The 21,975-nt window shown below is 72.1% G+C and carries 19 protein-coding genes; 10 read left to right on the top strand and 9 right to left on the bottom strand.

All coding sequences use genetic code 11. The features are described from left to right. Nucleotides 1-54: 54 nt before the first annotated feature. The 4 genes from AC59HU_RS06770 to AC59HU_RS06755 all read right to left on the bottom strand — a co-directional run bounded on the left by AC59HU_RS06770 (nucleotide 55) and on the right by AC59HU_RS06755 (nucleotide 6,332). Complete coding sequence (locus AC59HU_RS06770) at nucleotides 55-3,567, bottom strand: hypothetical protein (protein WP_497222612.1); 3,513 nt, start codon at nucleotides 3,565-3,567, stop codon at nucleotides 55-57. A 75-nt stretch (nucleotides 3,568-3,642) separates the two neighbouring features. Beyond that, nucleotides 3,643-4,074, bottom strand: coding sequence for a YciI family protein (locus AC59HU_RS06765; RefSeq protein ID WP_497222611.1), 432 nt, complete (start codon nucleotides 4,072-4,074; stop codon nucleotides 3,643-3,645). A gap of 47 nt (nucleotides 4,075-4,121) precedes the next feature. Continuing rightward, nucleotides 4,122-5,192: a DsbA family protein gene (locus tag AC59HU_RS06760; RefSeq protein WP_497222610.1), complete on the bottom strand. Its 1,071-nt coding sequence runs from the start codon at nucleotides 5,190-5,192 to the stop codon at nucleotides 4,122-4,124. A gap of 189 nt (nucleotides 5,193-5,381) precedes the next feature. After that, complete coding sequence (locus AC59HU_RS06755) at nucleotides 5,382-6,332, bottom strand: acyl-CoA thioesterase (protein ID WP_497222609.1); 951 nt, start codon at nucleotides 6,330-6,332, stop codon at nucleotides 5,382-5,384. A gap of 176 nt (nucleotides 6,333-6,508) precedes the next feature. Between AC59HU_RS06755 and lipB the strand changes: the two genes are divergently transcribed. The 3 genes from lipB to AC59HU_RS06740 are packed head-to-tail and all read left to right on the top strand — an operon-like array spanning nucleotide 6,509 to nucleotide 8,722. Next, nucleotides 6,509-7,219, top strand: coding sequence for a lipoyl(octanoyl) transferase LipB (lipB, locus tag AC59HU_RS06750; protein ID WP_497222608.1), 711 nt, complete (start codon nucleotides 6,509-6,511; stop codon nucleotides 7,217-7,219). Next, entirely contained in the window at nucleotides 7,216-8,217 is a 1,002-nt protein-coding gene (gene lipA / locus AC59HU_RS06745) for a lipoyl synthase (protein WP_497222607.1), read from the top strand. The genes lipB and lipA overlap by 4 nt, the downstream gene beginning before the upstream one ends. A gap of 43 nt (nucleotides 8,218-8,260) precedes the next feature. After that, nucleotides 8,261-8,722, top strand: a complete 462-nt coding sequence (locus tag AC59HU_RS06740; protein WP_497222606.1) for a VOC family protein — start codon at nucleotides 8,261-8,263, stop codon at nucleotides 8,720-8,722. On the opposite strand, the gene AC59HU_RS06735 is transcribed toward AC59HU_RS06740, so the two are convergent. Together AC59HU_RS06735 and AC59HU_RS06730 are read right to left on the bottom strand one after the other, a co-directional pair. After that, a complete protein-coding gene (locus AC59HU_RS06735; RefSeq protein WP_497222605.1) occupies nucleotides 8,709-9,146 on the bottom strand; it encodes a DUF1622 domain-containing protein in 438 nt (145 codons plus the stop codon). The genes AC59HU_RS06740 and AC59HU_RS06735 overlap by 14 nt on opposite strands. Before the next feature lie 12 nt (nucleotides 9,147-9,158). Continuing rightward, a complete protein-coding gene (locus tag AC59HU_RS06730) occupies nucleotides 9,159-10,853 on the bottom strand; it encodes an alpha-amylase family protein (RefSeq protein ID WP_497222604.1) in 1,695 nt (564 codons plus the stop codon). 80 nt (nucleotides 10,854-10,933) lie between these two features. On the opposite strand from AC59HU_RS06730, the gene AC59HU_RS06725 reads away from it, so the two are divergent. The 5 genes from AC59HU_RS06725 to AC59HU_RS06705 all read left to right on the top strand — a co-directional run bounded on the left by AC59HU_RS06725 (nucleotide 10,934) and on the right by AC59HU_RS06705 (nucleotide 16,005). Beyond that, nucleotides 10,934-11,806, top strand: a complete 873-nt coding sequence (locus AC59HU_RS06725) for an aldo/keto reductase (RefSeq protein ID WP_497222603.1) — start codon at nucleotides 10,934-10,936, stop codon at nucleotides 11,804-11,806. A gap of 181 nt (nucleotides 11,807-11,987) precedes the next feature. Continuing rightward, nucleotides 11,988-13,295: a glutathionylspermidine synthase family protein gene (locus AC59HU_RS06720; RefSeq protein ID WP_497222602.1), complete on the top strand. Its 1,308-nt coding sequence runs from the start codon at nucleotides 11,988-11,990 to the stop codon at nucleotides 13,293-13,295. Nucleotides 13,296-13,398: 103 nt separating this feature from the next. Then, nucleotides 13,399-13,977, top strand: a complete 579-nt coding sequence (locus AC59HU_RS06715) for a hypothetical protein (RefSeq protein WP_497222601.1) — start codon at nucleotides 13,399-13,401, stop codon at nucleotides 13,975-13,977. A gap of 42 nt (nucleotides 13,978-14,019) precedes the next feature. After that, nucleotides 14,020-14,640 (top strand): DNA-3-methyladenine glycosylase I, encoded by a 621-nt coding sequence (locus AC59HU_RS06710; protein WP_497222600.1) that lies wholly within the window; start codon nucleotides 14,020-14,022, stop codon nucleotides 14,638-14,640. Nucleotides 14,641-14,649: 9 nt separating this feature from the next. Next, the gene (locus AC59HU_RS06705; protein WP_497222599.1) at nucleotides 14,650-16,005 is read left to right on the top strand and encodes an aminotransferase class III-fold pyridoxal phosphate-dependent enzyme; all 1,356 of its coding nucleotides are present in this window, start codon (nucleotides 14,650-14,652) and stop codon (nucleotides 16,003-16,005) included. Between the two features lie 36 nt (nucleotides 16,006-16,041). Here the strand turns inward: AC59HU_RS06705 and AC59HU_RS06700 are convergent, their stop codons facing one another. Next, complete coding sequence (locus tag AC59HU_RS06700) at nucleotides 16,042-18,381, bottom strand: transglycosylase domain-containing protein (RefSeq protein ID WP_497222598.1); 2,340 nt, start codon at nucleotides 18,379-18,381, stop codon at nucleotides 16,042-16,044. A gap of 104 nt (nucleotides 18,382-18,485) precedes the next feature. Here AC59HU_RS06700 and AC59HU_RS06695 point away from each other — a divergent pair, with 104 nt between their 5' ends. Both AC59HU_RS06695 and AC59HU_RS06690 read left to right on the top strand, forming a co-directional pair. Continuing rightward, the gene (locus AC59HU_RS06695) at nucleotides 18,486-19,010 is read left to right on the top strand and encodes a mycothiol transferase (protein WP_497222597.1); all 525 of its coding nucleotides are present in this window, start codon (nucleotides 18,486-18,488) and stop codon (nucleotides 19,008-19,010) included. Nucleotides 19,011-19,075: 65 nt separating this feature from the next. Next, the gene (locus AC59HU_RS06690) at nucleotides 19,076-19,441 is read left to right on the top strand and encodes a hypothetical protein (RefSeq protein WP_497222596.1); all 366 of its coding nucleotides are present in this window, start codon (nucleotides 19,076-19,078) and stop codon (nucleotides 19,439-19,441) included. On the opposite strand, the gene AC59HU_RS06685 is transcribed toward AC59HU_RS06690, so the two are convergent. Together AC59HU_RS06685 and AC59HU_RS06680 are read right to left on the bottom strand one after the other, a co-directional pair. Beyond that, on the bottom strand, nucleotides 19,426-20,424 hold the full coding sequence (locus tag AC59HU_RS06685) for an aldo/keto reductase (protein ID WP_497222595.1): 999 nt from the start codon (nucleotides 20,422-20,424) through the stop codon (nucleotides 19,426-19,428). The genes AC59HU_RS06690 and AC59HU_RS06685 overlap by 16 nt on opposite strands. Continuing rightward, complete coding sequence (locus AC59HU_RS06680) at nucleotides 20,421-21,968, bottom strand: sugar ABC transporter ATP-binding protein (RefSeq protein WP_497222594.1); 1,548 nt, start codon at nucleotides 21,966-21,968, stop codon at nucleotides 20,421-20,423. Before AC59HU_RS06680 ends, AC59HU_RS06685 begins: the two co-directional genes overlap by 4 nt. Nucleotides 21,969-21,975: the final 7 nt, after the last annotated feature.

The raw sequence follows: 21,975 nt of genomic DNA, 5'->3' as shown, positions 1-21,975 counted from the left end.
CTCCGCCGATGTTCATCCAGTCGCCGTCGCGGTTCGTCTGGTGGTCGTCGCGGTTCATCCGGACACCGCCGGGGCGAGGGCGGCCGCGCCGTAGACGAGGGATGCGGTGGCCGGGCCCGCGCAGAGGAGGGCCGTCGCGACTCCCGCGAGCAGCCCCGCCGCCACGGCGACCGCGACGGTGAGGGAGGTCTGCAGCGCGGAACGCCGTGACTGCTGGCGAGCGGTCATGCCGAGAGCGCTCAGCGCGGCGCGCTCGCGACGCTGGGAGCGGCGGAGGAGCGCCCCGGCCGCTATCACCGCGAGCACGGCGAGGGCGGCCGCGGCGGCGGCGGACGCCCAGAGCGCGGCGACGACCGGGCCGGTGAAGCCGTCCGACGACGAGCCCTCGCGGGTCACCAGCGACCACGGCTCGGTGGTCACGCCGACCGCGGCCGCAGCGAGGTGGTCCGAGTCGGAGGCCGCGATCCAGATCTGGTTCGCCTGGGGCACGGAGCCTCCGGCCACGAGCACCCCGCGGTCGAGGGCGGTGAGGTCGGCGGCGATGGTCCAGGCGTCGGTCGAGCCGGGGATGCGGTCGGTGACCGAGGCAATGCGGGTCGGGACCACGCGTCCGGTCGTGGGGGTGATGTCGAGTTCGTCGCCGACGGCCAGTCCGAGATGGGCGGCGAGCTCGCTCGTGACGGTCACCGGCACGGGCGTCGTGGGCGCATCCACCTGCACTCGTGCGGTCGATCGCTGCGCCGACACGCTGACCGACCCGGCCGACAGTCGCGCGGGATCGATCGTGGAGACGGGCGCAGACGCCGCTGTCGCGTCGGTGGCGAGCGCGGATGCGGCTGTCGTGCCGGTGGAGAGCGCGGGTGCGGGTGCGGGGGCGGGTGCGGTTGTCGCGTCGGTGGAGAGCGCGGGTGCGGGGGCGGATGCGGCTGACGTGCCGGTGGCGAGCGCGGGCGCAGGGGCTGTTGCGGATGCGGCTGGTGCGGCGGGAGCTGTGGCTGTCGCGCCGGCGGGCGACTGCGAGGCGCCGGTGAGGGGCGTGGATGCGGGCGCATCCGTCGACGTCACCGCGGTCAGGTCGACGGTGAGGTCGCCCTCGACAGGGGACCGGGCCAGCGAGACGTCGAGGGCCAGCAGGTGGAAGGGCGCCGGGCCGGAGGGCAGCGGCCCTGAGAGGGTCGCCCCGACCGCGGCCCTGACCGCAGACCCGGCCGCGCCTTCTGCTCCCGCACCCCCATCGGCGGCGGTCGCGGCGACGTCGACGGTGCCGAGGTCGAGGGCCGAGAGGGCGCCGTCGGCATCGGCGACCCAGGCGCGCACGCCGAGCACTCCCGGGCGGGTGGCCTCTGCGGCATCGGTGCGCAGCGTGACCGCGAGAGCCGTGCCGTCGAGGGCGGGTGCGGCGGTGTCAGGCGTGACCGTCTCGCGGCTGGTGATCGCGAGCTGCGTCGAGGCGGGGAGGCCGAGGAGGGTGACCTCGTCGCGCGCGATCGTCGCGGTCGAGTCGAGCACGGTGGAGGCGGTGGCGACTCCGGGCAGGGCGGCGTACCGGGAGGAATCGGGCCCCGCAGTGCCCGTGCCCACGGTGGAGTCGACGCCGAGGGCGAGGCGCAGGTCGGCCCCGGCGAGATGCTCGGCAGCGACGGAGTTCTGCGCGTCTGCGGTCGCGGTGACCGCGGCGGCGTAGACGGCTCCACCGGCGGCGAGGGCGACCACGAGAGCCGCGGCAGCGAACACGGATGCACGCAGCGCCACCGTGCGCCCCGCCAGGAACCGCACCACCGACCCCCCGGCTCCGTCCCGCCGCCCGGACGTGCCCGACCGGGCTGACGTGTCCGGCCGCGCCGGCGTGCCCCGCCGGCCTGATGTGTCCGGCCGGCCTGACGTGTCTCGGGCGCCCGACGTGGCCGGCCGGCCCGACGTGTCCCGCGCGCCCGACTTGTCCGGCCCGCCAGGCCCGCTCGATCTGCCGGACCGAGTGGGCCCGACCGACGCGTTCGACCCGACCGGCGTGGGCGGCGCGGGCCGGACGCGGGCGGGCTCGCGCGGGGCGAGCGCGGTGGGGCGGGCCGCCCGGGAAGCGAGGAGGGTGGCCGCCAGGATCAGCGCCGCCGTCGCCGCGAGCAGCACGAGGGTCGGCGCCAGCACGGCGAGGGGGCCAGGGCCGCCCGCCGCAGTGCCGGGCGCGTCACCGGCCGCAGCGCCGGGCGCGGCAGAAGGCGAGGCCGCGGCGGACTCGAGCTGCCAGACGGCCAGCCCGGCGACGACCGCGAGCACCGCGACCGCCGCCCCCGCGACGACGGCGCCGCTGGTGCGCGAGCGGCCGGCCCGCTCGGCGGCATCCGCTCGCACCCCGGCCACACCCGACCCCACGAGTACCGCCACGGTTCCGGCTGCCAACGCCGCGACCGTGATCGGCACGGCAGCGGTCACGACCGGTGCGGCCCCGCGGAACAGCCACGCCACCCCGAGCCCGAGCGCGGTGCCCACGACCCCGGCCGGCCCGGCGACGACGACCCCCTCGAGCGCACCCCACCACGCGAACTGCGCCGGGGCCGCGCCCCGCGCCCAGAGCAGGGCGTCGGCGGAGCGGCGTCGGGCCGCGAGCAGCGCAGCGAGCCGGCTGAGCCCGATCAGCGCGAGCACGCCGACCAGCACCGTCGGAACCAGGGCGAGCGACTGCGCCGAGGTCATCCCGGTGCGGGCCCGGACGGCCGTGGCGGCGAGGTCGCCCGTGACCGAGAGTCCTTCGACGATCTCGTCGTTCTGCACGGCGATCGCGTCGGCGATCCCGGTGCGATCGGCGGCCTCGGGCAGCGCCTCGATCTGGGCCGCCGTCCACCCGTCGGGCGGTGCGGGCACGGTCACGGTCCAGTGCGCGGTGGCCGCGACGGGGAGGGCGAGCAGGTCCGCCTCCGAAACCACGAACGGCCCCGCCGCCCCGCCGAGCCGGCCCGAGGCGGCGGCGGGGTCGCCCAGCCACAGGGGGTCGAGCGCGTCGTCCGCCCGCCAGGTTCCGACGACGGTGAAGGATGCGCCTCCCGACCCGAGCGCGACCGTCGACCCGACCGCGAGGCCCAGCGCCGCGGCCGCATCCGCCTGCACGACGACGGTGCCGGGGGTGCCGTCGAGCCAGCCTCCGCTGACGAGCGCCGCGTGCTCCGCGATCGAGTCGTCGGCCAGCAGCACGGCGGTCGATACCGAAGGCGACGACGCCGCGGTGGCCGACGAAGTCGCCGCCGGCAGGCCCAGCGGCGTGGGCTGCGTGTCGATCGAGCGGATGATCGTGACCGGGATGCCCGCGAAGCGGTCGGCCAGCACCGCCGGCAAAGACTCGCCGACCCCGGGCGCGACGGGGGCCGGCACACTGACCCGCACGGCCCCCGCGGGCCCGGCCGCCGCGGCGATCACCGAACCGGCGGCCGAGACGGTCGCGGAGGCGACGGTCGACGTCATGCCGCCGAGAACCGCGCAGCCGAGCAGCACCACCGCGGCGATCGTCGTCAGCAGGCCGGAGTCGGCGCGGGAGCGCGCCGCCCGGAATCCGCCGGGGCGGCCGCTTGATCGCATTGGACCATTATCAGCGCACGCCGACACCTGTCGTGTTCATCCCCGGACAGGTCCGCGCCGGTACGGACGCGCGTTTTAGAGCGCGGGCGAGCCGTCCTGGTCGGCGCGCCAGCCCTCCTCCTTCTTCACGAACTCGTTCTCGGCGAACTCCGCGAAGTCGCTGGCATCCGTGATGCGGCGCACCTCGAGCTTCTGCCCGGGGGTGAGCGGCGCCCGCAGCGCCCACTCCAGCGCCTCCTGCTTCGACCCCGCCTCGACGACCCAGTAGCCGTTGAACAGCTCGTGCACCTTGCCGTAGGGGCCGTCGGTCACGATCGGGGCTCCGTCGGTGAACTCGACGACCTGCCCGTCGGCGGCATCCGTCAGCCCGTCGCCGCCCGTGAGCACGCCGGCGGTGATCATCGACTCGTTGAACGCGCCCATCGCGTTGATGACCTGCTCGAAGTCGAGACCCTGGGCGGCCTCGAGCGATTCGGCGGTGTTGCGCATGATCAGCATGTACTTCATCGGTGTCTCCTCGATCGGTCGGATCGTTTGCGGCCAAGCATCTCGCACTATTGGCCGGAGGGGGCCGTCCCGTCGTCGGTTCCCGTGCTGTCGGTTCCCGTGCCGTCGGTCCCCGTGCCGTCGGTGGGAGCCGTCCCGGTGCCGTCGGTCGTACCGGCCCCGTCACCCGTGGTGCCCGCCCCATCGGTGCCCGAACCATCGGTGCCTGCCCCATCGGCGCCCGATCCGTCGTCGCCCGCGTCCGCACCACCCGAGGCCGCCGTGAACACGTCCGTGATGAACGTCGACAGCGCATCCGCATCGTCGAGCGCACCGGTGTACGCCGTGCCGTCGACCACGAGCAGCGGCACCGTCGAGAGCGCCGTCACATCGGAGTTCGGGATGGACGCCTTGGCGCGGTCGGTCGCATCCGTGACCCAGTCCGAGAAGTCGTTGCCCCGGATGCACGACGACACCGTGTCGTTCTTGACCCCCGCGGTCTCGACGAGCCCGACCAGGTCGTCGTTGCTCAGCCCGCCGTCGGGAAGCGTCTTCTGCGCGGTGACCAGCGAGTTGTGCACCGCGAGCACCGCATCCGGAACCGTGTTCGCCACACAGGCCACCGCGTTCGCGGCGCGCCCCGCGTAGCTGTCGGCGCCCTCGAGCGCCACCGGATGCAGCTCGAGGCTCGCGTAGCCGGCCGAGACGTACGACTGCAGCGAGGCGCCGTTCGTGGTCTCGAAGGTGGCGACGTCGGGGCTGGAGTAGTCGACGTACTCCGTCATCCGCAGCACCGTCGAGGTGTCGAGGTCGTTCGCCACCGGCTGGGCGTCGGGCTGGATGGCGGCCGTCTTGGTCGCCGTGACGTTCGTGCCGTCGCCGGTGAAGAGGATGCCGTCGGAGAGCATGTTCGCCGGCCCGACGAAGGTGGCCCGGATGCTGTTGAACACCACCAGCCCGACGATCGCGATCACCGCGAGGGCCGCCACGATCAGGCTGGTGACCAGGATGATCCGGTTGCGCTTCCGGCGCTTCCGCTCCTCCTCGCGCTTGATCCGGTTCAGCTCCCGGTTGAGCGCCTGGCGGTCCTTCTTCGAGAGGCCGTCGTAGATGCTCTTGTCCGAGGTGGCGGGGCTCATACCGGGGATGCTCCTGTCGTGCGGGCGGATCGCTGCAGCGCGATGCTAACGAGCGCAGCTATGCGCCAGCTAAGAGTAGCGACCGGGGCTCAGGCGAGCGGATGCGGGGCGGGGCGGGCGGATGCGGGGCCGGGTGGGCGGCGCGGCCCGCACGCGTCGGCGCCCTCCCGTCGGCGCCCTCCCGTCGATTCAGGCGAGCGCCGCGACCGGAAGCGCCTCGAGGTCGGCCCGCATCCGGATCAGCTCCCGGGCATGGGCGTCGAGCCGCCGGTCCTCCTCCGAGACCAGCGGCAGCGCCCGCACCGGCAGCGCGCGCCCGTCGGCCCCGGGGTCGACGAAGATGCTCATGCACTGCGTGGTCAGCTCGAGCTCCTCGGGCCGCCGGGGCGACCCCGACCGCACGTGCACCGCGACGTGCATGCTGCGGGAGCCGGTGTGGATCAGCCGCGCATCCACCTCGACGATGTGCCCGATGCGGATCGGCCGGTAGAAGTGGATGCCGCCGGAGTACACGGCGACTGCCGCCTCGCCGGACCAGTTGGCGGCGCAGGCGAACGCGGTCTCGTCGATCCAGCGCAGCACGGTGCCGCCGTGCGCGTTGCCGCCGTAGTTCGCGTCCGCGGGCGCGGCGAGAAAGCGGAACACGGTGCGCGGAGTGGTCCCTTCCGCCGAATAGGTCTGCTGCTGCATGGCGTCGCGGATCGCGCGCCGGGGCGCCAGCCGTTCCTCGGCGCGTTCGTGCAGCATCCGGTCGGTGTCGTCCATCGGCGACCAGGGCGGCACCGCGACCGGTGAGCCCTCGGCGTCGACCGCGACGAAGACCAGGATGCAGTGGGTCGCGGGGGTGAACCGGCGGCTCCGCACATCCGCCGCCCCCACCGTGACCAGCACCTGCATGCTCGTGCGGCCGGTCTGGATGATGCGGGCGTTCGCCTCGATCAGCTCGCCGGCCGCGATCGGGCGGGTGAACTGCACGTTGCCGACGTAGGCGGTGACGCAGTAGCTCGCGCTCCAGCCGACGGCGCAGGCGAAGCCCGCCTTGTCGATCCACTCCAGCACGCGGCCGGCCGCCACGGTCGTGCCGCCGGTCGCGGCGTCTTGCGGGGCGGCGAGGAAGCGGAGGGTGATGCGGTCGGACATGATGTCAGGATCGCATCCCGACGCGATTGTTCTGGGGGCCTTTCGGCCGATCGGTGCGTCAAGAACCGTCGTTCTTGACGGTGAGTGAAACCTCGGGCCTCCCTGGTGATGGCGCGCACGTAAGAACGGCTGCAAACCTTTTATGGTCGGAGTCCAATTAACGCTACCCTCGGGTCATGACCGAGATCGTCATCGAAGGACTGGGGCAGCGACTCGTGCCCTACGCCGAGGGGCTCGCGCTGCAGACGCACCTCCACGACCGCGTCGTCGCGGGCGACGCCCCCGACACGCTGGTGCTGCTCGAGCACGAGGCCGTGTACACCGCGGGCCGTCGCACCGAGGATTCCGAGCGTCCGGCCGACGGCACCCCCGTCGTCGACGTCGACCGGGGTGGTAAGATCACCTGGCACGGCCCCGGCCAGCTGGTGGGCTACCCGATCGTGCGACTGCCGCAGCCGGTCGACGTGGTCGCCTACGTGCGGATGCTCGAACAGCTGCTGCTCGACGTGATCGCCGCGATCCCGGGCGGCGCGGCGCTCGGCGCGCACCGGGTCGAGGGGCGCTCGGGCGTCTGGGTCGACGTCGACGGGCGGTCGGCGAAGATCGGGGCGATCGGCATCCGTGTCGCCTCCGGCGTCACCACTCACGGCTTCGCACTGAACTGCGACAACGACCTCGCCCCCTACGACCGGATCGTGGCCTGCGGGATCCGGGATGCGGGCGTGACGACGCTGAGCGCGCTGCTGGGGCGGAGCATCCGGCCCGCCGATGCGGCCGCACTGGTGCGCGAGCGCTTCGAGTCGCCGCTGGAGACCCAGGCGCGGAAGGCGTGGCAGACGGCGGAGTCGCTGTTCGCGCGGCCCACCGCATCCGGGGTCGGGCGATGAGCGCCGAGGGCGGGCCCGGCGGCCGCCGCCTGCTGCGGCTCGAGGTGCGCAACGCCGAGACCCCGATCGAGCGCAAGCCCGAGTGGATCAAGACCAAGGCCCGCTTCGGCCCCGAGTACCAGCAGCTGCAGAAGCTGGTGAAGACGCAGGAGCTGCACACGGTCTGCCAGGAGGCCGGCTGCCCGAACATCTTCGAGTGCTGGGAGGATCGCGAGGCGACCTTCCTGATCGGCGGCTCGCAGTGCACCCGCCGGTGCGACTTCTGCCAGATCGACACCGGCAGGCCCGCCGACTACGACACCGACGAACCACGCCGGGTGGCCGAGTCGGTGCGGTCGATGGCACTGCGCTACGCCACCGTCACCGGGGTCGCGCGCGACGACCTGCCCGACGGGGGAGCGTGGCTGCACGCCGAGACCGTGCGGCGCATCCACGCGCTGAACCCCGGCACGGGGGTCGAGCTCCTCGCCACCGACTTCTCGGGCGACCCGGCGCTCCTCGCCGAGGTGTTCGACTCGCGCCCCGAGGTCTTCGCCCACAACGTCGAGACGGTGCCGCGCATCTTCAAGCGCATCCGCCCCGCGTTCCGGTACGAGCGCTCGCTCGACGTGCTGAGCCGGGCCCGGGATGCGCGGCTGATCACCAAGTCGAACCTCATCCTCGGGATGGGCGAGACCCGCGACGAGATCTCGCAGGCGCTGCAGGATCTGCACGACGCCGGCACCGACATCATCACGGTCACGCAGTACCTGCGGCCCTCGCCGCGGCACCTGCCGGTGGCGTCGTGGGTGCGGCCGGAGGAATTCGTCGAGATCAAGGAGGAGGCCGAGCAGATCGGCTTCCTCGGGGTGCTCGCGGGCCCGCTGGTGCGCTCGTCGTACCGTGCCGGGCGGCTGTGGGCGCAGTCGATGCAGCGCAAGGGCTGGGCCGTGCCGCCCGCGCTCGCGGCGCTCGCCGAGGCGGCCGAGACGCCGGGGGCGTTCGCGCAGGCGGTCTGAGCAGCGGGTTCCACCGTCGCCGTCCGGCGGCCAAGCTGGAGTCATGCAGAAGAGAGTCGACTTCATCACCCTGGCCACCCCCGACCTCGACGCGGCGCGGGCCTTCTACCGCGACGGCCTCGGCTGGCAGCCGCTCGTCGACGTGCCGGGCGAGATCCTGTTCTTCCGGGTCGGCCACGGCGTGGTGCTCGGCCTCTTCGAGGCGCGCGCCTTCGACGCCGACCTCGACGGCGGGGTCTCGCAGCTGCCCGATCCCGAGCCCACCCGGGTCGAGGGGCTCACCCTCTCGCACAACGTCGGCTCGCCCGACGAGGTCGACGCGGTCGCCGAGCGGATGCTCGAGGCCGGCGGCGTCCTCCGCAAGCGACCGCAGGCGGCGGCCTTCGGCGGGTACCACGGGCACGTCGCCGACCCGAACGGGGTGGTCTGGGAGATCGCGTACAACCCCGGCTGGAGCGTCGACGCCGACGGCACCGTGCGCCTGGAGCCCGTCACTCCCGCCTGATCGCGGCGGGGCGGTCCGCCGAGCCGGCGGCCGGCTCGGAGGCCTCGGCGAGCTGAGAGTCCCCATCGCGGTCGGATCCCTCCGTCCCCGGGGCCTTCTGCCATGGCCACCGCCCCGTGATCTCGAGCTCGAGCGAGAAGCTCAAGAACGTGCGGATGAGCACGATCGCGCCCAGCACGGCCACGTTCTCGAGCGTCGGCGTCACGGCGACGGTGCGGATGATGTCGGCCGCCACCAGCAGCTCGAGCCCGAGCAGGATGGCCCGCCCGAGGATGCGCCTGAACTGCGTGTAGACCGGCCGCACCCCACGGATGCCCCGCACCAATGCGTTCACGGCGGCGAACAGCGCCCCCACCACGATCGCGATGACCCCGGAGGCGTCGATCACCCGCCCGACCGTCTCGATCACGTCGGTGAATTCCATCGGTTCCTCCTCTCAGTACTGGAGCTCGTCGCCGGGGGCGATCACCCGCAACCACTCGAAGCCGTAGCCCTCGAGTGGCACGGTCATCCGGCCCGCGTCGTCGAGCGCGAGCGGCCCGGCGACCGGCAGCCGGCCCGTCTCGGCTCCGAGGAGCCGGTTCACGCGGCAGCCGGCCAGGTCGCGGCCGAGCGCCAGCGGCACGTCGACCGGCGTCGGCGAGAAGTTGTGCACCAGCAGCACCGTCCGCCCGTCCCACGAGAGGGTGTGGGCGAGCACCGACGAGGGCGTGCCCTCGATCACCGTGAACGCTCCCCAGCCCAGCTCGGGGGCGTTGCGGTAGTGCTGCACGAGCATCCGGATGAAGGAGTACAGCGAGTCGGGGTCGCGCCGCTGCGTCTCCACGTTCACGTGCTCGGGCCCGTAGCCGCCCGAGACGAGGGCGTTGCGGAGGCGCGAGGGGCGCGCGGTCGAGAAACCGCCGTTCGGCCCGGGCGTCCACTGCATCGGCGTGCGCACCGCCATCCGCCCCTCGGCCTCGAGGTTCTCGCCCATGCCGATCTCCTCGCCGTAGAACAGCACCGGGGTGCCGGGCATCGAGAACAGCAGGCTGTAGACCAGCCGGATGCGTCGGGGATCCCCGTCGAGCATCGGCGGCAGCCGTCGCACCAGCCCGCGGCCGTAGACCTGCATCCGCTCCTCGGGCCCGAAGGCCGCGAACACCTCGGCCCGCTCGGCGTCGCTCAGCTTGTCGAGGGTGAGCTCGTCGTGGTTGCGCACGAAGTTCGCCCACTGCGAGTCGGGTGAGCCCGCCGGCCTCGAGAGCAGCGCGGCGACCAGCGGCGCCGCATCCTGTCGCGCCAGCGCGAGGTAGAGGTTCTGCATCGAGATGAAGTCGAACTGCATCGTGAGCTCGTCGCCCTCGGCGCCGCCGAAGAACAGCTCCTGATCGGCGCGCTCCAGGTTCACCTCGCCGAGCAGCACGCCCTCGCCGGATCGCCGGCCTAGGAACGACCGCAGCGAGCGCAGGTAGGCGTGCGGGTCGGGCAGCAGCTCCGAGCCGCCCACCACGCCGCTCTCGTCGAGCAGGAACGGCACCGCGTCCACCCGGAACCCCGAGAGCCCCAGCTGCAGCCAGAACCCCATGATCTTCGCGATCTCGTCGCGCACGAGCGGATTGGTGATGTTGAGGTCGGGCTGGTGCTTGTAGAACACGTGCTGGTAGTACTGCCCGGTCTTCTCGTCGAGCTCCCAGTTGCTCGACTCCTGGTCGGGGAACACCGGCTCGCCGTCGTCGAGCGGTTCGTCGCGCCAGACGTAGTAGTCGCGGTAGGGGTTGTCGCGGCTCGAGCGAGCCGCCTTGAACCACGGATGCCGGTCGGAGGTGTGGTTGATCACGAGATCGGCGATCACCCGGATGCCCCGGTCGCGCGCGATCCGGATCACCTCCACCAGGTCGCCGAAGTGGCCGAGCCGCGGGTCGACGCCGTAGAAGTCGACGATGTCGTAGCCATCGTCGCGATCGGGCGTGGGATAGAACGGCATCAGCCAGAGGCAGGTCACGCCGAGCTCGGCGAGGTAGTCGATGCGGTTCGCGAGGCCGGTGAAGTCGCCCACCCCGTCGCCGTTCCAGTCGAGGTAGGTCTCCACGTCGAGGCAGTACACGACGGCGTTCTTCCACCACAGGTCGCTCGTGTCGGTGATCTTCATGCCCTCAGTCTGCCCAGGGATGCGCGCAGAGCGAACAGGCATCCGGAACACGGATGCGCCGACCGGAGTTGACTGACCGTATGACTGATTCAGCGAACGCACTGCCGGCAGAGGCATCCGGAACCTTCACCATCGGGGGCGACCTCACCGTCAACCGCCTCGGCTTCGGCACGATGCAGCTCACCGGCAAGGGGGTCTGGGGCTGGCCCGACGATCGTGAGGCCCCCGTGGCCGTGCTGCGCCGGGCCGTCGAGCTCGGTGTGAACCTGATCGACACCGCGGATGCGTACGGTCCGTTCGTGACCGACGCGTTCATCCGCGAGGCCCTCCACCCCTACGCCGACGACCTCGTCATCGCCACGAAGGTCGGCTTCACCCGTCAGGGGCCGAACGAGTGGATCCCGGTCGGCCGCCCGGAGTACCTGCGCCAGCAGACCGAGCTCAACCTGCGCCACCTCGGCGTCGACCGCATCGACCTGCTGCAGCTGCACCGCATCGACCCGAAGGTGCCGCTGGAAGACCAGATCGGCGAGCTCAAGGCGCTGCAGGACGAGGGCAAGGTACGTCACATCGGGCTCTCCGAGGTGTCGGTCGACGAGGTGAAGGCCGCCCGCGAGGTCGCCGAGATCGTGTCGGTGCAGAACCTGTTCAACCTGACGAACCGCAAGTCGTCGGCCCTGCTGGAGTACGCCGAGGCCGAGGGCATCGGGTTCATCCCGTGGTTCCCGCTCGCCACCGGCAAGCTCTCGGGCGAGGGATCCCCGCTGGCCGAGCTCGCCGAGCGGCACGGCAGCACGCCGAGCCAGCTCGCGCTCGCGTGGCTGCTGCGCAAGTCGCCCGTGCTGCTGCCGATCCCCGGCACCTCCTCGGTCGCGCACCTCGAGGAGAACGTCGCGGGCGCCTCGGTCGAGCTCACCGACGAGGAGTTCGCCGAGCTCGACGCCCTGAGCTGACCCCGGGCCGGCGCCCCCTGGGCCCCACCGACTGTCCGCGACCCGTCACTTGTTGTCGCTAAACCTGCTCCGTAGCGACAACAACTGACGGGTCGCGGACAGTCGGGCGGGCCGTGGACAGGGGGCGTCGCGCGGGACGCGGGCAGGGGCGGGGCGCGGACTGTCGGTAGGCTCACACGTCATGCGACGCACCACGGTGACCCCCCGCCCGAACTGGCGCGAGCGCGCCGACGCCGTGGGCTTCAGCTTCTACGACCTCGAGTCCGAGGGCGGCCGCCCCTACTGGAGCGAGGGCGCCGCCTACGTCTTCACCCCGCCCGAGATCACGCTGCTCGAGACCGCCACCGCCGAGCTCTTCGCCCGGTGCATGGATGCGGTCGAGCACGTCGTGCGCGCCGGCCGGTTCGCCGAGTTCGGCATCCCGGAGCGGTTCCACGAACTGGTCCGCGCATCCTGGGACGAGGACGACCCCACCGTCTACGGCCGCTTCGACCTCGCCTACGACGACGGCGCCGGCCCGCCCGACCTCTCGGGCCGCCCGGCCCGCTTCGGCACCGCCCGCACCCCGACGGTGAAGCTGCTCGAGTTCAACGCCGACACCCCCACCTCCCTGGTCGAGACCGCCGCCGCCCAGTGGCAGTGGCTCGAGGAGCAGAAGGCCGCCGGCGCGATCCCGGCGGGTGCCGACCAGTTCAACGCGGTGCACGAGCTGCTGATCGAGCAGTGGCAGCACATCCGCACCGCCCGCTGGGGCCTCGCCCCCGGCGTCCGCCTGCACCTCGCTTCGCTGCACGACACGGGAGAGCCGGGCGCCGAGCTCATCGTCGAGGACTTCGACACCGTCGCCTACATGGCCGAGACCGCGGCGGCGGCCGGCTTCGACCCGAAGCTCGTCTTCATGGAGGAGCTGCGGTACAGCGTCGATCGCCAGGCCTTCCTCGACGCCGACGACGAGGAGATCCGGCACATCTTCAAGCTCTACCCCTGGGAGTGGATGATCACCGAGCAGTTCGGCGGCTTCCTCCCCGGCACCCGCGGCCGCACGGCCTGGGTCGAGCCGGCGTGGAAGCTGCTGCTCAGCAACAAGCAGCTGCTGGTCGTGCTGTGGGAGCTGTTCCCCGGGCACCCGAACCTCCTGCCCGCCTTCGAGACTCCGGATGCGCTCCGTCGCACCGGAGCCGGGTACGTCTCCAAGCCCCGGCTCGGTCGCGAGGGCGCCAACGTCGCCGTGTTCGACGGGTCGGATGCGCCGGTCGCCGCGAACGAGGGCGGGTACGGCGACGAGGGCTTCGTGTACCAGGAGCGCGCCCGGTTCACGCCGATCACGACCGGCGCGGGCGGCGGGACGACCGGGGGCGGCGAGCCCAAGACCCCGGTGATCGGCAGCTGGATCGTGGGCGAGACCCCGGCCGGCATCGACCTGCGCGAGACCGGCGGCCCGATCACGGGCGACCTCGCCGAGTTCGTGCCGCACTTCATCGACGGCTGACCCGCCGGCCGAACCGGCGGCCGACTCGGCGGCTGAGGGCTCGCCGCACACCGATCGACACCCGTGCACGAACGGCCGCCCGGTGGGGGATGATGGAATCCTGATGGCCTCCCGTTCCTCCTCCCTCGACCTCTCCGGAATCGCCGCGACCCGTCGGCCCGCCCTCCGCCGGCCCGCCGTCGCCCGCGGCGTCGCCGTGGTGTCGATCGCGGGTGCCGTGCTGGCCCTGTCCGGCTGCGCGCCGACCGACGAGGGCATCGTGCTCGAGGGTGAGGACGGCCAGAAGTACGTCATCCCCGACAACGCCGAGCGCCCGATGTACGACTCGAAAGAGGCCTGCATCGCCGACGTGACCGCGCAGATCCAGCAGCTCGAGGCCCAGGGCGAGCAGATCGCCGACAACCCGGAAGACCTGTGCGAGTCCTCCGACGCCTACCCGCGGGCGCACTACGCGCATCCGTGGCTCGGCCCCATCATCTTCGCCGGGTCGCGCTGGGGTTCGCCCAACGTGGCGGGCTGGTCGAACGTGGCGTCGGGCGGGTTCGCCGCGCCGGGCGCGAAGCTGCAGCCGGACGTGGTCAGCCCCGCGCCGAGCGGCGCGAAGACCGGTGACCGGGCGCCGCTGAAGAGCGGGTTCGGGTCGTCGGGCAAGTCGGGCTTCGGGTCGACCGCCGGCGGCTGATCCCGGCTGACGGATGTCGGGGGCGCCTGCCACACTCGTCCCATGAGCGAAACGGATGCGGGCCCGAGCCCCGACGACGGCACCTGCGGCTGGGCCGTCCACATCCCCGCCATGCGTGCGTACCATGACGCCGAGTGGGGTGTGCCGAGCCGCGACGACCACCACCTGTTCGAGATGCTGGTGCTCGAAGGCGCCCAGGCCGGGCTCTCCTGGTCGACGATCCTCAACCGGCGGGCGGGTTACGAGCGCGCCTTCGAGGGCTTCGACGTCGAGGCGGTCGCGCAGCTGGGCGACGACCGGCTGGAGGAGCTGATGACGGAGGAGGGGATCATCCGCAATCGGCTCAAGATCTTCGGCACCCGGAAGAACGCGATCGCCTTCCAGCGGGTGCAGGCCGAGTTCGGCTCGTTCGCCGACTACCTCTGGGGCTGGGTCGGCGGCGAGCGGATCGTGAACCACCCGCGAGGCCTGGGCGACCTCGTGGCGACCACCGAGCTCTCCGACCGGCTGAGCAAAGACCTGAAGAAGCGCGGCTTCACCTTCGTGGGCTCGACCATCGTCTACGCCTACCTCGAAGCCGTCGGCGTGGTCGACGACCACGTCGACTCCTGCCCGCGCAAGGCCGCGATCGCCGAAACAGCCGCGAAACACCCTCCGGCGTAGGCTCGAAGCATGGCCATCTCACCCGAATCCTTCTCCGTTCCGCAGGAGCGCAAGCTCGTCACCGAGCTGCCCGGCCCCAAGTCGCGCGAGCTGCACGAGCGGCGCCGCAAGGCCGTGTCGCGCGGCGCGGGCACGCTCGCCGACATCTACATGGATCACGGGTCCGGCGCCATCCTCGTCGACGTCGACGGCAACCAGATCATCGACCTGGGCTGCGGCATCGGCGTCACCACGGTCGGTCACGCGCATCCTGAGGTCGTGGCGGCCGCTGCCGCGCAGGCGTCGAAGCTGACCCACACGCTCTTCACGGTCACGCCCTACGAGACCTACCTCAAGGTGGCCGAGAAGCTCGCCGAGATCACTCCCGGCGACTTCGAGAAGCGGTCGATCCTGGTCAACTCCGGCGCGGAGGCCGTCGAGAACGCGGTCAAGATCGCTCGCAAGTACACCGGCCGCCGGGTGATCGCGGCGCTCGACCACGCGTTTCACGGGCGCACGAACCTCACCATGGCCATGACCTACCGCCCCTGGCCCGAGCGCGCCGGCATGGGCCCCATGCCGGGCGACATCTTCAGCGTGCCGATCAGCTACCCTTTCCGCGACCCGGAGGGCATGACGGGTGAGGAGGCGGCCGAGCGCACGATCGACTACATCGTCACCCACATCGGCGCCACCGAGCTGGCGGCGCTGTTCGTCGAGCCTATCCAGGGCGACGGCGGCATCGTGATCCCGGCTCCCGGGTACTTCAAGCGCCTCAGCGAGTTCTGCGCCGAGAACGGCATCGTGTTCGTGGCCGACGAGATCCAGGCCGGCATCGCCCGCAGCGGCGCCTGGTACTCGATCGAGCACCACGGGGTCGTGCCCGACCTCATCACGAGCGCCAAGGGCATCGCGGGCGGCTTCCCGCTCGCGGCCGTCACGGGCCGGGCCGAGATCATGGATGCGGTGCAGCCCGGCGGCATCGGCGGCACCTTCGGCGGCAACCCGGTCTCGACCGCGGCGGCCCTCGCGGTGTTCGAGGTGATCGAGCGCGACGACCTGATCGCCGAGGCCCAGCGCGTCGAGCGCGCCTTCTTCGACCGCATCGGCGACTGGCCCGAGCGCTTCCCGATCGTCGGCGAGGTGCGCGGCAAGGGCGCGATGATCGGCGTCGAGCTCGTGCTGCCCGGCACCAAGAAGCCGAACCCCGAGGCGCTCACGGCGGTGATCCGCCACGCGGCGGCGAACGGCGTGATCGTGCTGGATGCGGGCAGCTGGGACAGCGTGCTCCGCTTCCTGCCGAGCGTCGTCATCTCCGAGGCCCTCATCGACGACGCCGCCACCGTGATCGAGCAGAAGCTCGCCGAGCTCTCCGCCCAGTCCTAGCCGGCCCAGGCTTGTCCGCGGTGTGCCGACCGCGCGCTAGCCGCCGACGGTGCCCGCCGCACCCGCCGCGGGGGTGGCGGCGGGGGTCGGGGTCACGGCGGGGTCGGGGGCGACCGGCGTCGAGGGGGTGACCGGCGCATCCTGGGTCGGCGCAGGCGCGGGCGCCGGAGCCTGGGTGGGCGTCGGCGAGGGGCTCGACGAGCCGGAACCCGAGCCCGAGTCGGAACCCGAGTCGAAGCGGTTCGAGGAGCCGTTGACCAGGGCCTTCTCCGGATCCGGGAAGTCTCCGCCGCCGAGCGTGTCGTCGTTCGCGGTCATGACCGCCCGCCAGATGCGGTGCCGCACGTTCGACCCGAGGTAGTCGTTCGGGTAGACGTCGTTCATCGAGACGTTGCCCGTCACGTTGCCGACCCAGACCGCGGTGGCGGCCTTCGTCGAGGCGCCCACCATCCAGGTGTCCTTCTCGTTGTCGGTGGTGCCGGTCTTGCCGATGTGGGTGATGCCGTCATCCGGGTCGGAGGCCGTCGCGGTGCCGCTCTCGATCGGGCCGAGCATGGCGTAGGCGAGGGTCGCGGCGATGCCCGGGTCGAGCGCCTGCTTGCAGTCGGCGGGCGGCGGCGTCACGTCGTTGCCCTCGGGGTCGAGGATCTTGTCGATCGCGACCGGCTGGCAGTAGAGCCCGTTCGCGGCGATGCCGGCGTAGGCGGCGGCCATGGTCAGCGGCGCGATCTCGTTGATGCCGAGCACCGACGAGGGCAGCGTGTTGAGGTCGGAGCCGTCGGCCCGGTGCACGCCGAGCGCCTGGGCCGTGTCCTTGATCTGGCACAGGTCCATCTCCTGCGTCATCGCGACGAAGGCGTTGTTGACCGAGTTGGTGAGGGCGCTCTGCACCGACATCGTGCCGGGCCGCGAGCTGCCGTCGTTGGCGGGATCCCAGGGGCCGCCCATCTCCTCGCAGCTGTTGGTGAAGGTGGAGGTGTCCCAGACCCGCTCGTTCCCGCTCACGCGGTCCGAGAGCGAGTGGCCGTCCTTCAGCCACTGGGCGAGCGCGAAGACCTTGTACGTCGAGCCGACCTGGAAGCCCGAGGAGCCGCCGTAGTCGATGTCGGTGTTGTAGTTGATCGCGGTCGCGCCGGGATCCGTGGAATCCGGATCCTCGTCGAAGTTCGTGTTCTGCGCCATCGCGAGGATGCGCCCGGTGCCCGGCTCGACCGTCACGATCGTGGAACCGAGGTCGGCCTCGTCGGAGTTCGACGGCACGTACTTCTTCATCGTCTCGTCGGCGTTGGCCTGCAGCGCGGTGTTGAGGGTGGTGTAGATCTTGTACCCGCCCTGCTTGAAGTGCTGCCACCGCTGGTCGGCGGTGTCGCCGAAGGTGGGGTCGTTCTTGACGATGTAGGTCACGTAGTCGCAGAAGTACGCGGCGCCGTTCTGGGCGGCCTGGCAGCCCGTGGTCGGCTGGGTGATCTGGGGCGTGACGGGGGTCGCGACCGCCTCGTCGTACTGCGCCTGGGTGATCGACTTCTGCTTCAGCATCGAGGCCAGCACGTCTTCGTCGCGGCGGGCCTTGTTGTCGGCGACGTTGTCGGGTTCGTCGATCCGCAGCCCGTTCGGGGCGTTCACGGTCGCGGCGAGGCTGGCGGCCTGGGCGAGGGTGAGGTCTTTCGCGCTGACGCTGTAGTAGTACTGCGCCGCCGCCTCGATGCCGTAGACCGAGCCGCCGAAGTTGGCGATGTTGAGGTAGCCGAGGAGGATGTCGTCCTTCGTGTACTGCTTCTCCAGCGCGATGGCGAGGCGCATCTCGGTGAGCTTGCGGTCGACCGACTCGGTGGTCGCGGCGGCGTAGGCGGCGTCGCGCTCCTCCTTGGTGTCCATCATCTCGGCCTGCTGCACGAGGATGTTGCGCACGTACTGCATCGTGATCGTCGACGCGCCGCTCTCGACCCCGCCCGAGGCCACGTTGCCGACGGCCGCGCGGAGGGTGGAGGCGATGTCGACGCCGGAGTGCTCGTAGAAGCGCGGGTCCTCGGTCGAGACCACCGCATCCTTGACGAACTGCGAGATGTCGTCCCAGCCCACCTCCTGGCGGTTCTGGTCGAAGACGGTCGCGAGCAGCGAGTTCGTGCCGTCGCTGTTCGTCGCGTAGATCTCGGACTTCTGGGCGAGGGTGGTGGGGCGGATGTAGTCCGGGAGCGTGTTGAGCACGTCCACCGACCGCGAGGCGTAGACACCGGTCAGGGCGACGGCGGGAACGGCCATGACGGTGACCAGCAGGCCGGCGGCCACGCTGAGTGCGAGCATCATGCCGACGGGGCGTTTGGTGCCGTCGACGATGCGCTGGAACGCGCTGACGAGACGGTGGGGACTCTCGGGCATATGCGCCAGGGTAAGCGCACCGATCGGGAAGATCCTGATAGCTGCGCGGGATTTCGCCGGTCGACAGCTGTGCTCCCGCCGTGGGCCGTGCCTAGGCTGGGGGCATGACGACGAGCATCGAGGTTCTCGACGACGCCTTCGGGCGCATCCGGTCGACCGTGCGGTCCACCCTGAAGGGGCTGACCCCCGAGCAGCTCACGGCGCGGGTGGCGCCCGGCGCGAACACCATCGCCTGGCTCACCTGGCACCTCGCGCGGGTGCAGGACGACCATGTGGCGGATGCCGCCGGCACCGCGCAGGTCTGGCACGAGGGCGGGTGGCAGGCGCGCTTCGGGCTGCCCTTCGCTCCGGATGCGACGGGCTACGGCCAGAGCGCCGACGAGGTCGGGCAGGTGGCCGGCCCCGGCGTCACGGCCGAGTCGCTCGCCGGCTACCTCGACGCCGTGACCGAGGCGACCTCGGCCTACCTGGCGACCCTCGACGACGCCGATCTCGACCGGGTCGTCGACGAGAACTGGGATCCGCCGGTCACCCTCGCGGTGCGCCTCGTGAGCGTCGTCTCCGACGACCTGCAGCACGCCGGCCAGGCCGCCTTCGCCCGAGGCATCGTCACCGCCGCGGCCTCGTGACCCAGCAGCCCGCCGCCCCCGCGCCGCTGCGCCCCGCTGACCCGTCTCCTGGTGAGTCGGCTCGAGTGCCGGCGCGGCCGCTCGTCGCGATCGTGCTCACGACGCTTCTGATGCTCGCGATCTACACGGCGCTCTCGACGGCCTCTGCGGGCATCTGCCGCGGGCCCGGCACCGCACCGAGCGGCTGCGTCTCGGTCGCTCTGACCCCGTCGCCGGTCGCTCAGGGCCTGATCATCCTGCTCGGTGTGGTGTTCGGGTCGATGGCCCTGCGGACCACACGCGCGGTGATCGTCCTGGCGGCCGTGACCGTCGTCCTGATCCTCGTTCAGCACGCGGGTCTGCTCGGCCTCGACCTCGGGTCGTGGCAGCCGGGCCAGCTCGTGCACCTGCCCTTCTTCTCGAACGGCACCGTCGGTTACAGCCAGCCCTGACCGACCGCGCCGGGGAGGAACGGGACCAGGTTCGCGCGGTCGAGGGCGCGCCAGAGCTCCTCGGGGACGGGTGCCGCCCAGCGCTCGAGCGAGCCGGCGGCGTGCGCGGCCGTGCGCATCCCGAGCACGACCGAGACCACGGCCGGGTGCCGCAGCGCGTACTGCACCGCCGCCTGCGGCAGGGTGACGCCGTGCTCGGCGCAGATCGCCGCCACCCGCCGGGCGCGGTCGATCACCTCGGCGGGGGGCGGGCCGTAGTCGTAGAAGGCGTCGTCCGAGACGGTGTCACCGCTGAGCAGTCCCGAGTTGTAGGCGGCCGCCGCCACGACGGCGACCCGCCGCTCGACCGCGAGCGGCAGGAGTTCGTCGAGGGCGGACTGGTCGGCGAGCGTCAGCCGGCCCGCGGCCATCACGACGTCGACGTCGGTGCGGCGCACGAACTCGGCGAGCATCGCCGCCTGGTTCATCCCCGCCCCGACCGCCCCGATCACGCCCTGCTCGCGCAGCTCGACGAGGGTGTCGACCCCGGTCGTGGAGGCGGCGGCGAAGTGGTCGTCGGGGTCGTGCAGGTAGACGATGTCGAGCCGGTCGGTGCCGAGCCGGCCGAGGCTCGACTCGATCGAGCGGAGGATGCCGTCGCGACCGAAGTCCCAGACCCGCCGGGTCTCCGCCGGCACGACGAAGCCCTGGTCGTCGAGGAGGCCGGCGGTCTCGGGGCTCGGCACGAGCATCCGCCCCACCTTGCTCGAGAGCACGTACTCGTCTCGCGGCAGCCCCGCGAGCGCCCGCCCGAGCCGGCGCTCGGACAGACCGAGCCCGTAGTGCGGGGCGGTGTCGAAATAACGGATGCCGCCGGCCCAGGCCGCCTCCACCGCCGCGACGGAGGCGGCCTCGGTGGTCTCCCGGAACAGGTTGCCGAACTGCGCGGCCCCGAGCCCGAGCTCGGTCAGCTCGAGGCCGGTGCGGAGGGCCCGGGACCTCACGGCTGCGCCCTCTCGCGCGAGTGGATCAGCCGGATCACGTCCCGGCTCATCGTGTCGTAGTCGTGCGTGTTGGCGATCTCGCCGCCGATCTCGAACCGGTCCATGACCGCGATCCGGTCGGCCAGCGTGATCATCTCGGCCAGGTCGCTCGAGATGAGCAGGATGGCCATGCCCTCGTCGGCCAGCTTCCAGATCAGTTCGTAGAAGGCCCGCTTGGTGCGCAGGTCGATGCCGATCGTCGGCTCGTCGATGATCAGGATGCGCGGCGAGGCCGCGAGCCACTTGGCCAATGACACCTTCTGCTGGTTGCCGCCGGAGAGCCGCCCCGCGAGCTGGTTCTGCGACGAGATGCGGATGTCGAGGTCGCGCACGTACCCGTCGACGAGCTCGCGCTCGCGCCGGCCGCTGATCAGGCCGGGGCCGCGCTGCAGCGTCGACCAGACCGTGACCGCGATGTTGCGAGTGATGCTCTGCTCGAGGAAGACGCCCTCCTCCTTGCGGTTCTCGGTCACGTACCCCAGCCGGTGCTCGTGCAGCGCCTGACGCACCGAGCGGATGCGCACCGGCTTCCCCTCCACCCGCAGCTCCCCGGCGGTGATCCGCTCGAGGCCCACGATCGCCCGGGCCAGCTCGGTGCGGCCCGCCCCGACGAGACCGTAGAGGCCGACGATCTCGCCCGGATGCACCTCGAGCGAGATGCCGCTGTGCCCGGCCGAGGTGGCGACGTCGGCCAGCTCGAGAGCCGGCCGTCCGGTCGGCCGGGCCGGTCGCGGCGGCACGGTGAGCGAGCCGAGGGCCCGGCCCACCATCGTGTCGACGATCTCGTCGTGGCCGTGCGCCGCGAGCGGTTGCGACTCGAGCACCGAGCGGCCGTCGCGCAGCACCGTGACGGTGTCGCAGTGCGCGTAGACCTCATCCAGCTTGTGGCTGACGAACAGGATCGCCGCACCCTCGTCGCGCAACCGGTCGACCACCCGGAACAGCCGGTCGCTCTCGGCGCCGCTGATCGAGGCGGTCGGCTCGTCCAGCAGCAGCACGCGGGTCTCGGTGTAGAGCGCGCGGGCGATCTCGACCAGCTGCATCTGCGCCGAGGAGAGCTCGGTGATAGGGGTGCTGGGGTCGAGGTCGACCTCCAGCTGGGTCAGGCAGGCCGCGGCCTCCTCGCGCACCCGGGCCCAGTCGATGCGGCCGCCGCGGCGGGGCATCCGGCCGAGCACGATGTTCTCGGCGACCGTGAAGCCGCGGATGACGTTGCGCTCCTGGTGCACCACCCCGATCCCCGCGTCGCGGGCGGCCGCGGGGTCGCCGAACGACACCTCGGTGCCGGCGACCAGGATGCGGCCGGAGTCCGGCCGGTGCACCCCGGTCAGCGCCTTGATCAGGGTGGACTTGCCGGCGCCGTTCTCGCCCAGGAGTGCGTGCACCGACCCGGGTAGGAGGCGGAGCGACACCTGGTCGAGCGCCTTCACCCCGGGGAAGGACTTCGAGATCGAGACGGCCTCGAGCGTGGGCGTCGGCGTCGGCGTCGGCGTCGGTGCAGGCATGGCAGCG

This window comes from Herbiconiux sp. 320_LB (genome assembly GCF_059691755.1).
This window is presented reverse-complemented; position numbering and strand designations above follow the sequence as displayed.

What these genes read in the sequence shown, in the direction of transcription:
- AC59HU_RS06770 (WP_497222612.1), bottom strand. Translation starts at nt 3,567, where the DNA reads ATGCGATCAAGCGGCCGCCCCGGCGGATTCCGGGCGGCGCGCTCCCGC.
- AC59HU_RS06765 (WP_497222611.1), bottom strand. Translation starts at nt 4,074, where the DNA reads ATGAAGTACATGCTGATCATGCGCAACACCGCCGAATCGCTCGAGGCC.
- AC59HU_RS06760 (WP_497222610.1), bottom strand. Translation starts at nt 5,192, where the DNA reads ATGAGCCCCGCCACCTCGGACAAGAGCATCTACGACGGCCTCTCGAAG.
- AC59HU_RS06755 (WP_497222609.1), bottom strand. Translation starts at nt 6,332, where the DNA reads ATGTCCGACCGCATCACCCTCCGCTTCCTCGCCGCCCCGCAAGACGCC.
- lipB (WP_497222608.1), top strand. Translation starts at nt 6,509, where the DNA reads ATGACCGAGATCGTCATCGAAGGACTGGGGCAGCGACTCGTGCCCTAC.
- lipA (WP_497222607.1), top strand. Translation starts at nt 7,216, where the DNA reads ATGAGCGCCGAGGGCGGGCCCGGCGGCCGCCGCCTGCTGCGGCTCGAG.
- AC59HU_RS06740 (WP_497222606.1), top strand. Translation starts at nt 8,261, where the DNA reads ATGCAGAAGAGAGTCGACTTCATCACCCTGGCCACCCCCGACCTCGAC.
- AC59HU_RS06735 (WP_497222605.1), bottom strand. Translation starts at nt 9,146, where the DNA reads ATGGAATTCACCGACGTGATCGAGACGGTCGGGCGGGTGATCGACGCC.
- AC59HU_RS06730 (WP_497222604.1), bottom strand. Translation starts at nt 10,853, where the DNA reads ATGAAGATCACCGACACGAGCGACCTGTGGTGGAAGAACGCCGTCGTG.
- AC59HU_RS06725 (WP_497222603.1), top strand. Translation starts at nt 10,934, where the DNA reads ATGACTGATTCAGCGAACGCACTGCCGGCAGAGGCATCCGGAACCTTC.
- AC59HU_RS06720 (WP_497222602.1), top strand. Translation starts at nt 11,988, where the DNA reads ATGCGACGCACCACGGTGACCCCCCGCCCGAACTGGCGCGAGCGCGCC.
- AC59HU_RS06715 (WP_497222601.1), top strand. Translation starts at nt 13,399, where the DNA reads ATGGCCTCCCGTTCCTCCTCCCTCGACCTCTCCGGAATCGCCGCGACC.
- AC59HU_RS06710 (WP_497222600.1), top strand. Translation starts at nt 14,020, where the DNA reads ATGAGCGAAACGGATGCGGGCCCGAGCCCCGACGACGGCACCTGCGGC.
- AC59HU_RS06705 (WP_497222599.1), top strand. Translation starts at nt 14,650, where the DNA reads ATGGCCATCTCACCCGAATCCTTCTCCGTTCCGCAGGAGCGCAAGCTC.
- AC59HU_RS06700 (WP_497222598.1), bottom strand. Translation starts at nt 18,381, where the DNA reads ATGCCCGAGAGTCCCCACCGTCTCGTCAGCGCGTTCCAGCGCATCGTC.
- AC59HU_RS06695 (WP_497222597.1), top strand. Translation starts at nt 18,486, where the DNA reads ATGACGACGAGCATCGAGGTTCTCGACGACGCCTTCGGGCGCATCCGG.
- AC59HU_RS06680 (WP_497222594.1), bottom strand. Translation starts at nt 21,968, where the DNA reads ATGCCTGCACCGACGCCGACGCCGACGCCGACGCCCACGCTCGAGGCC.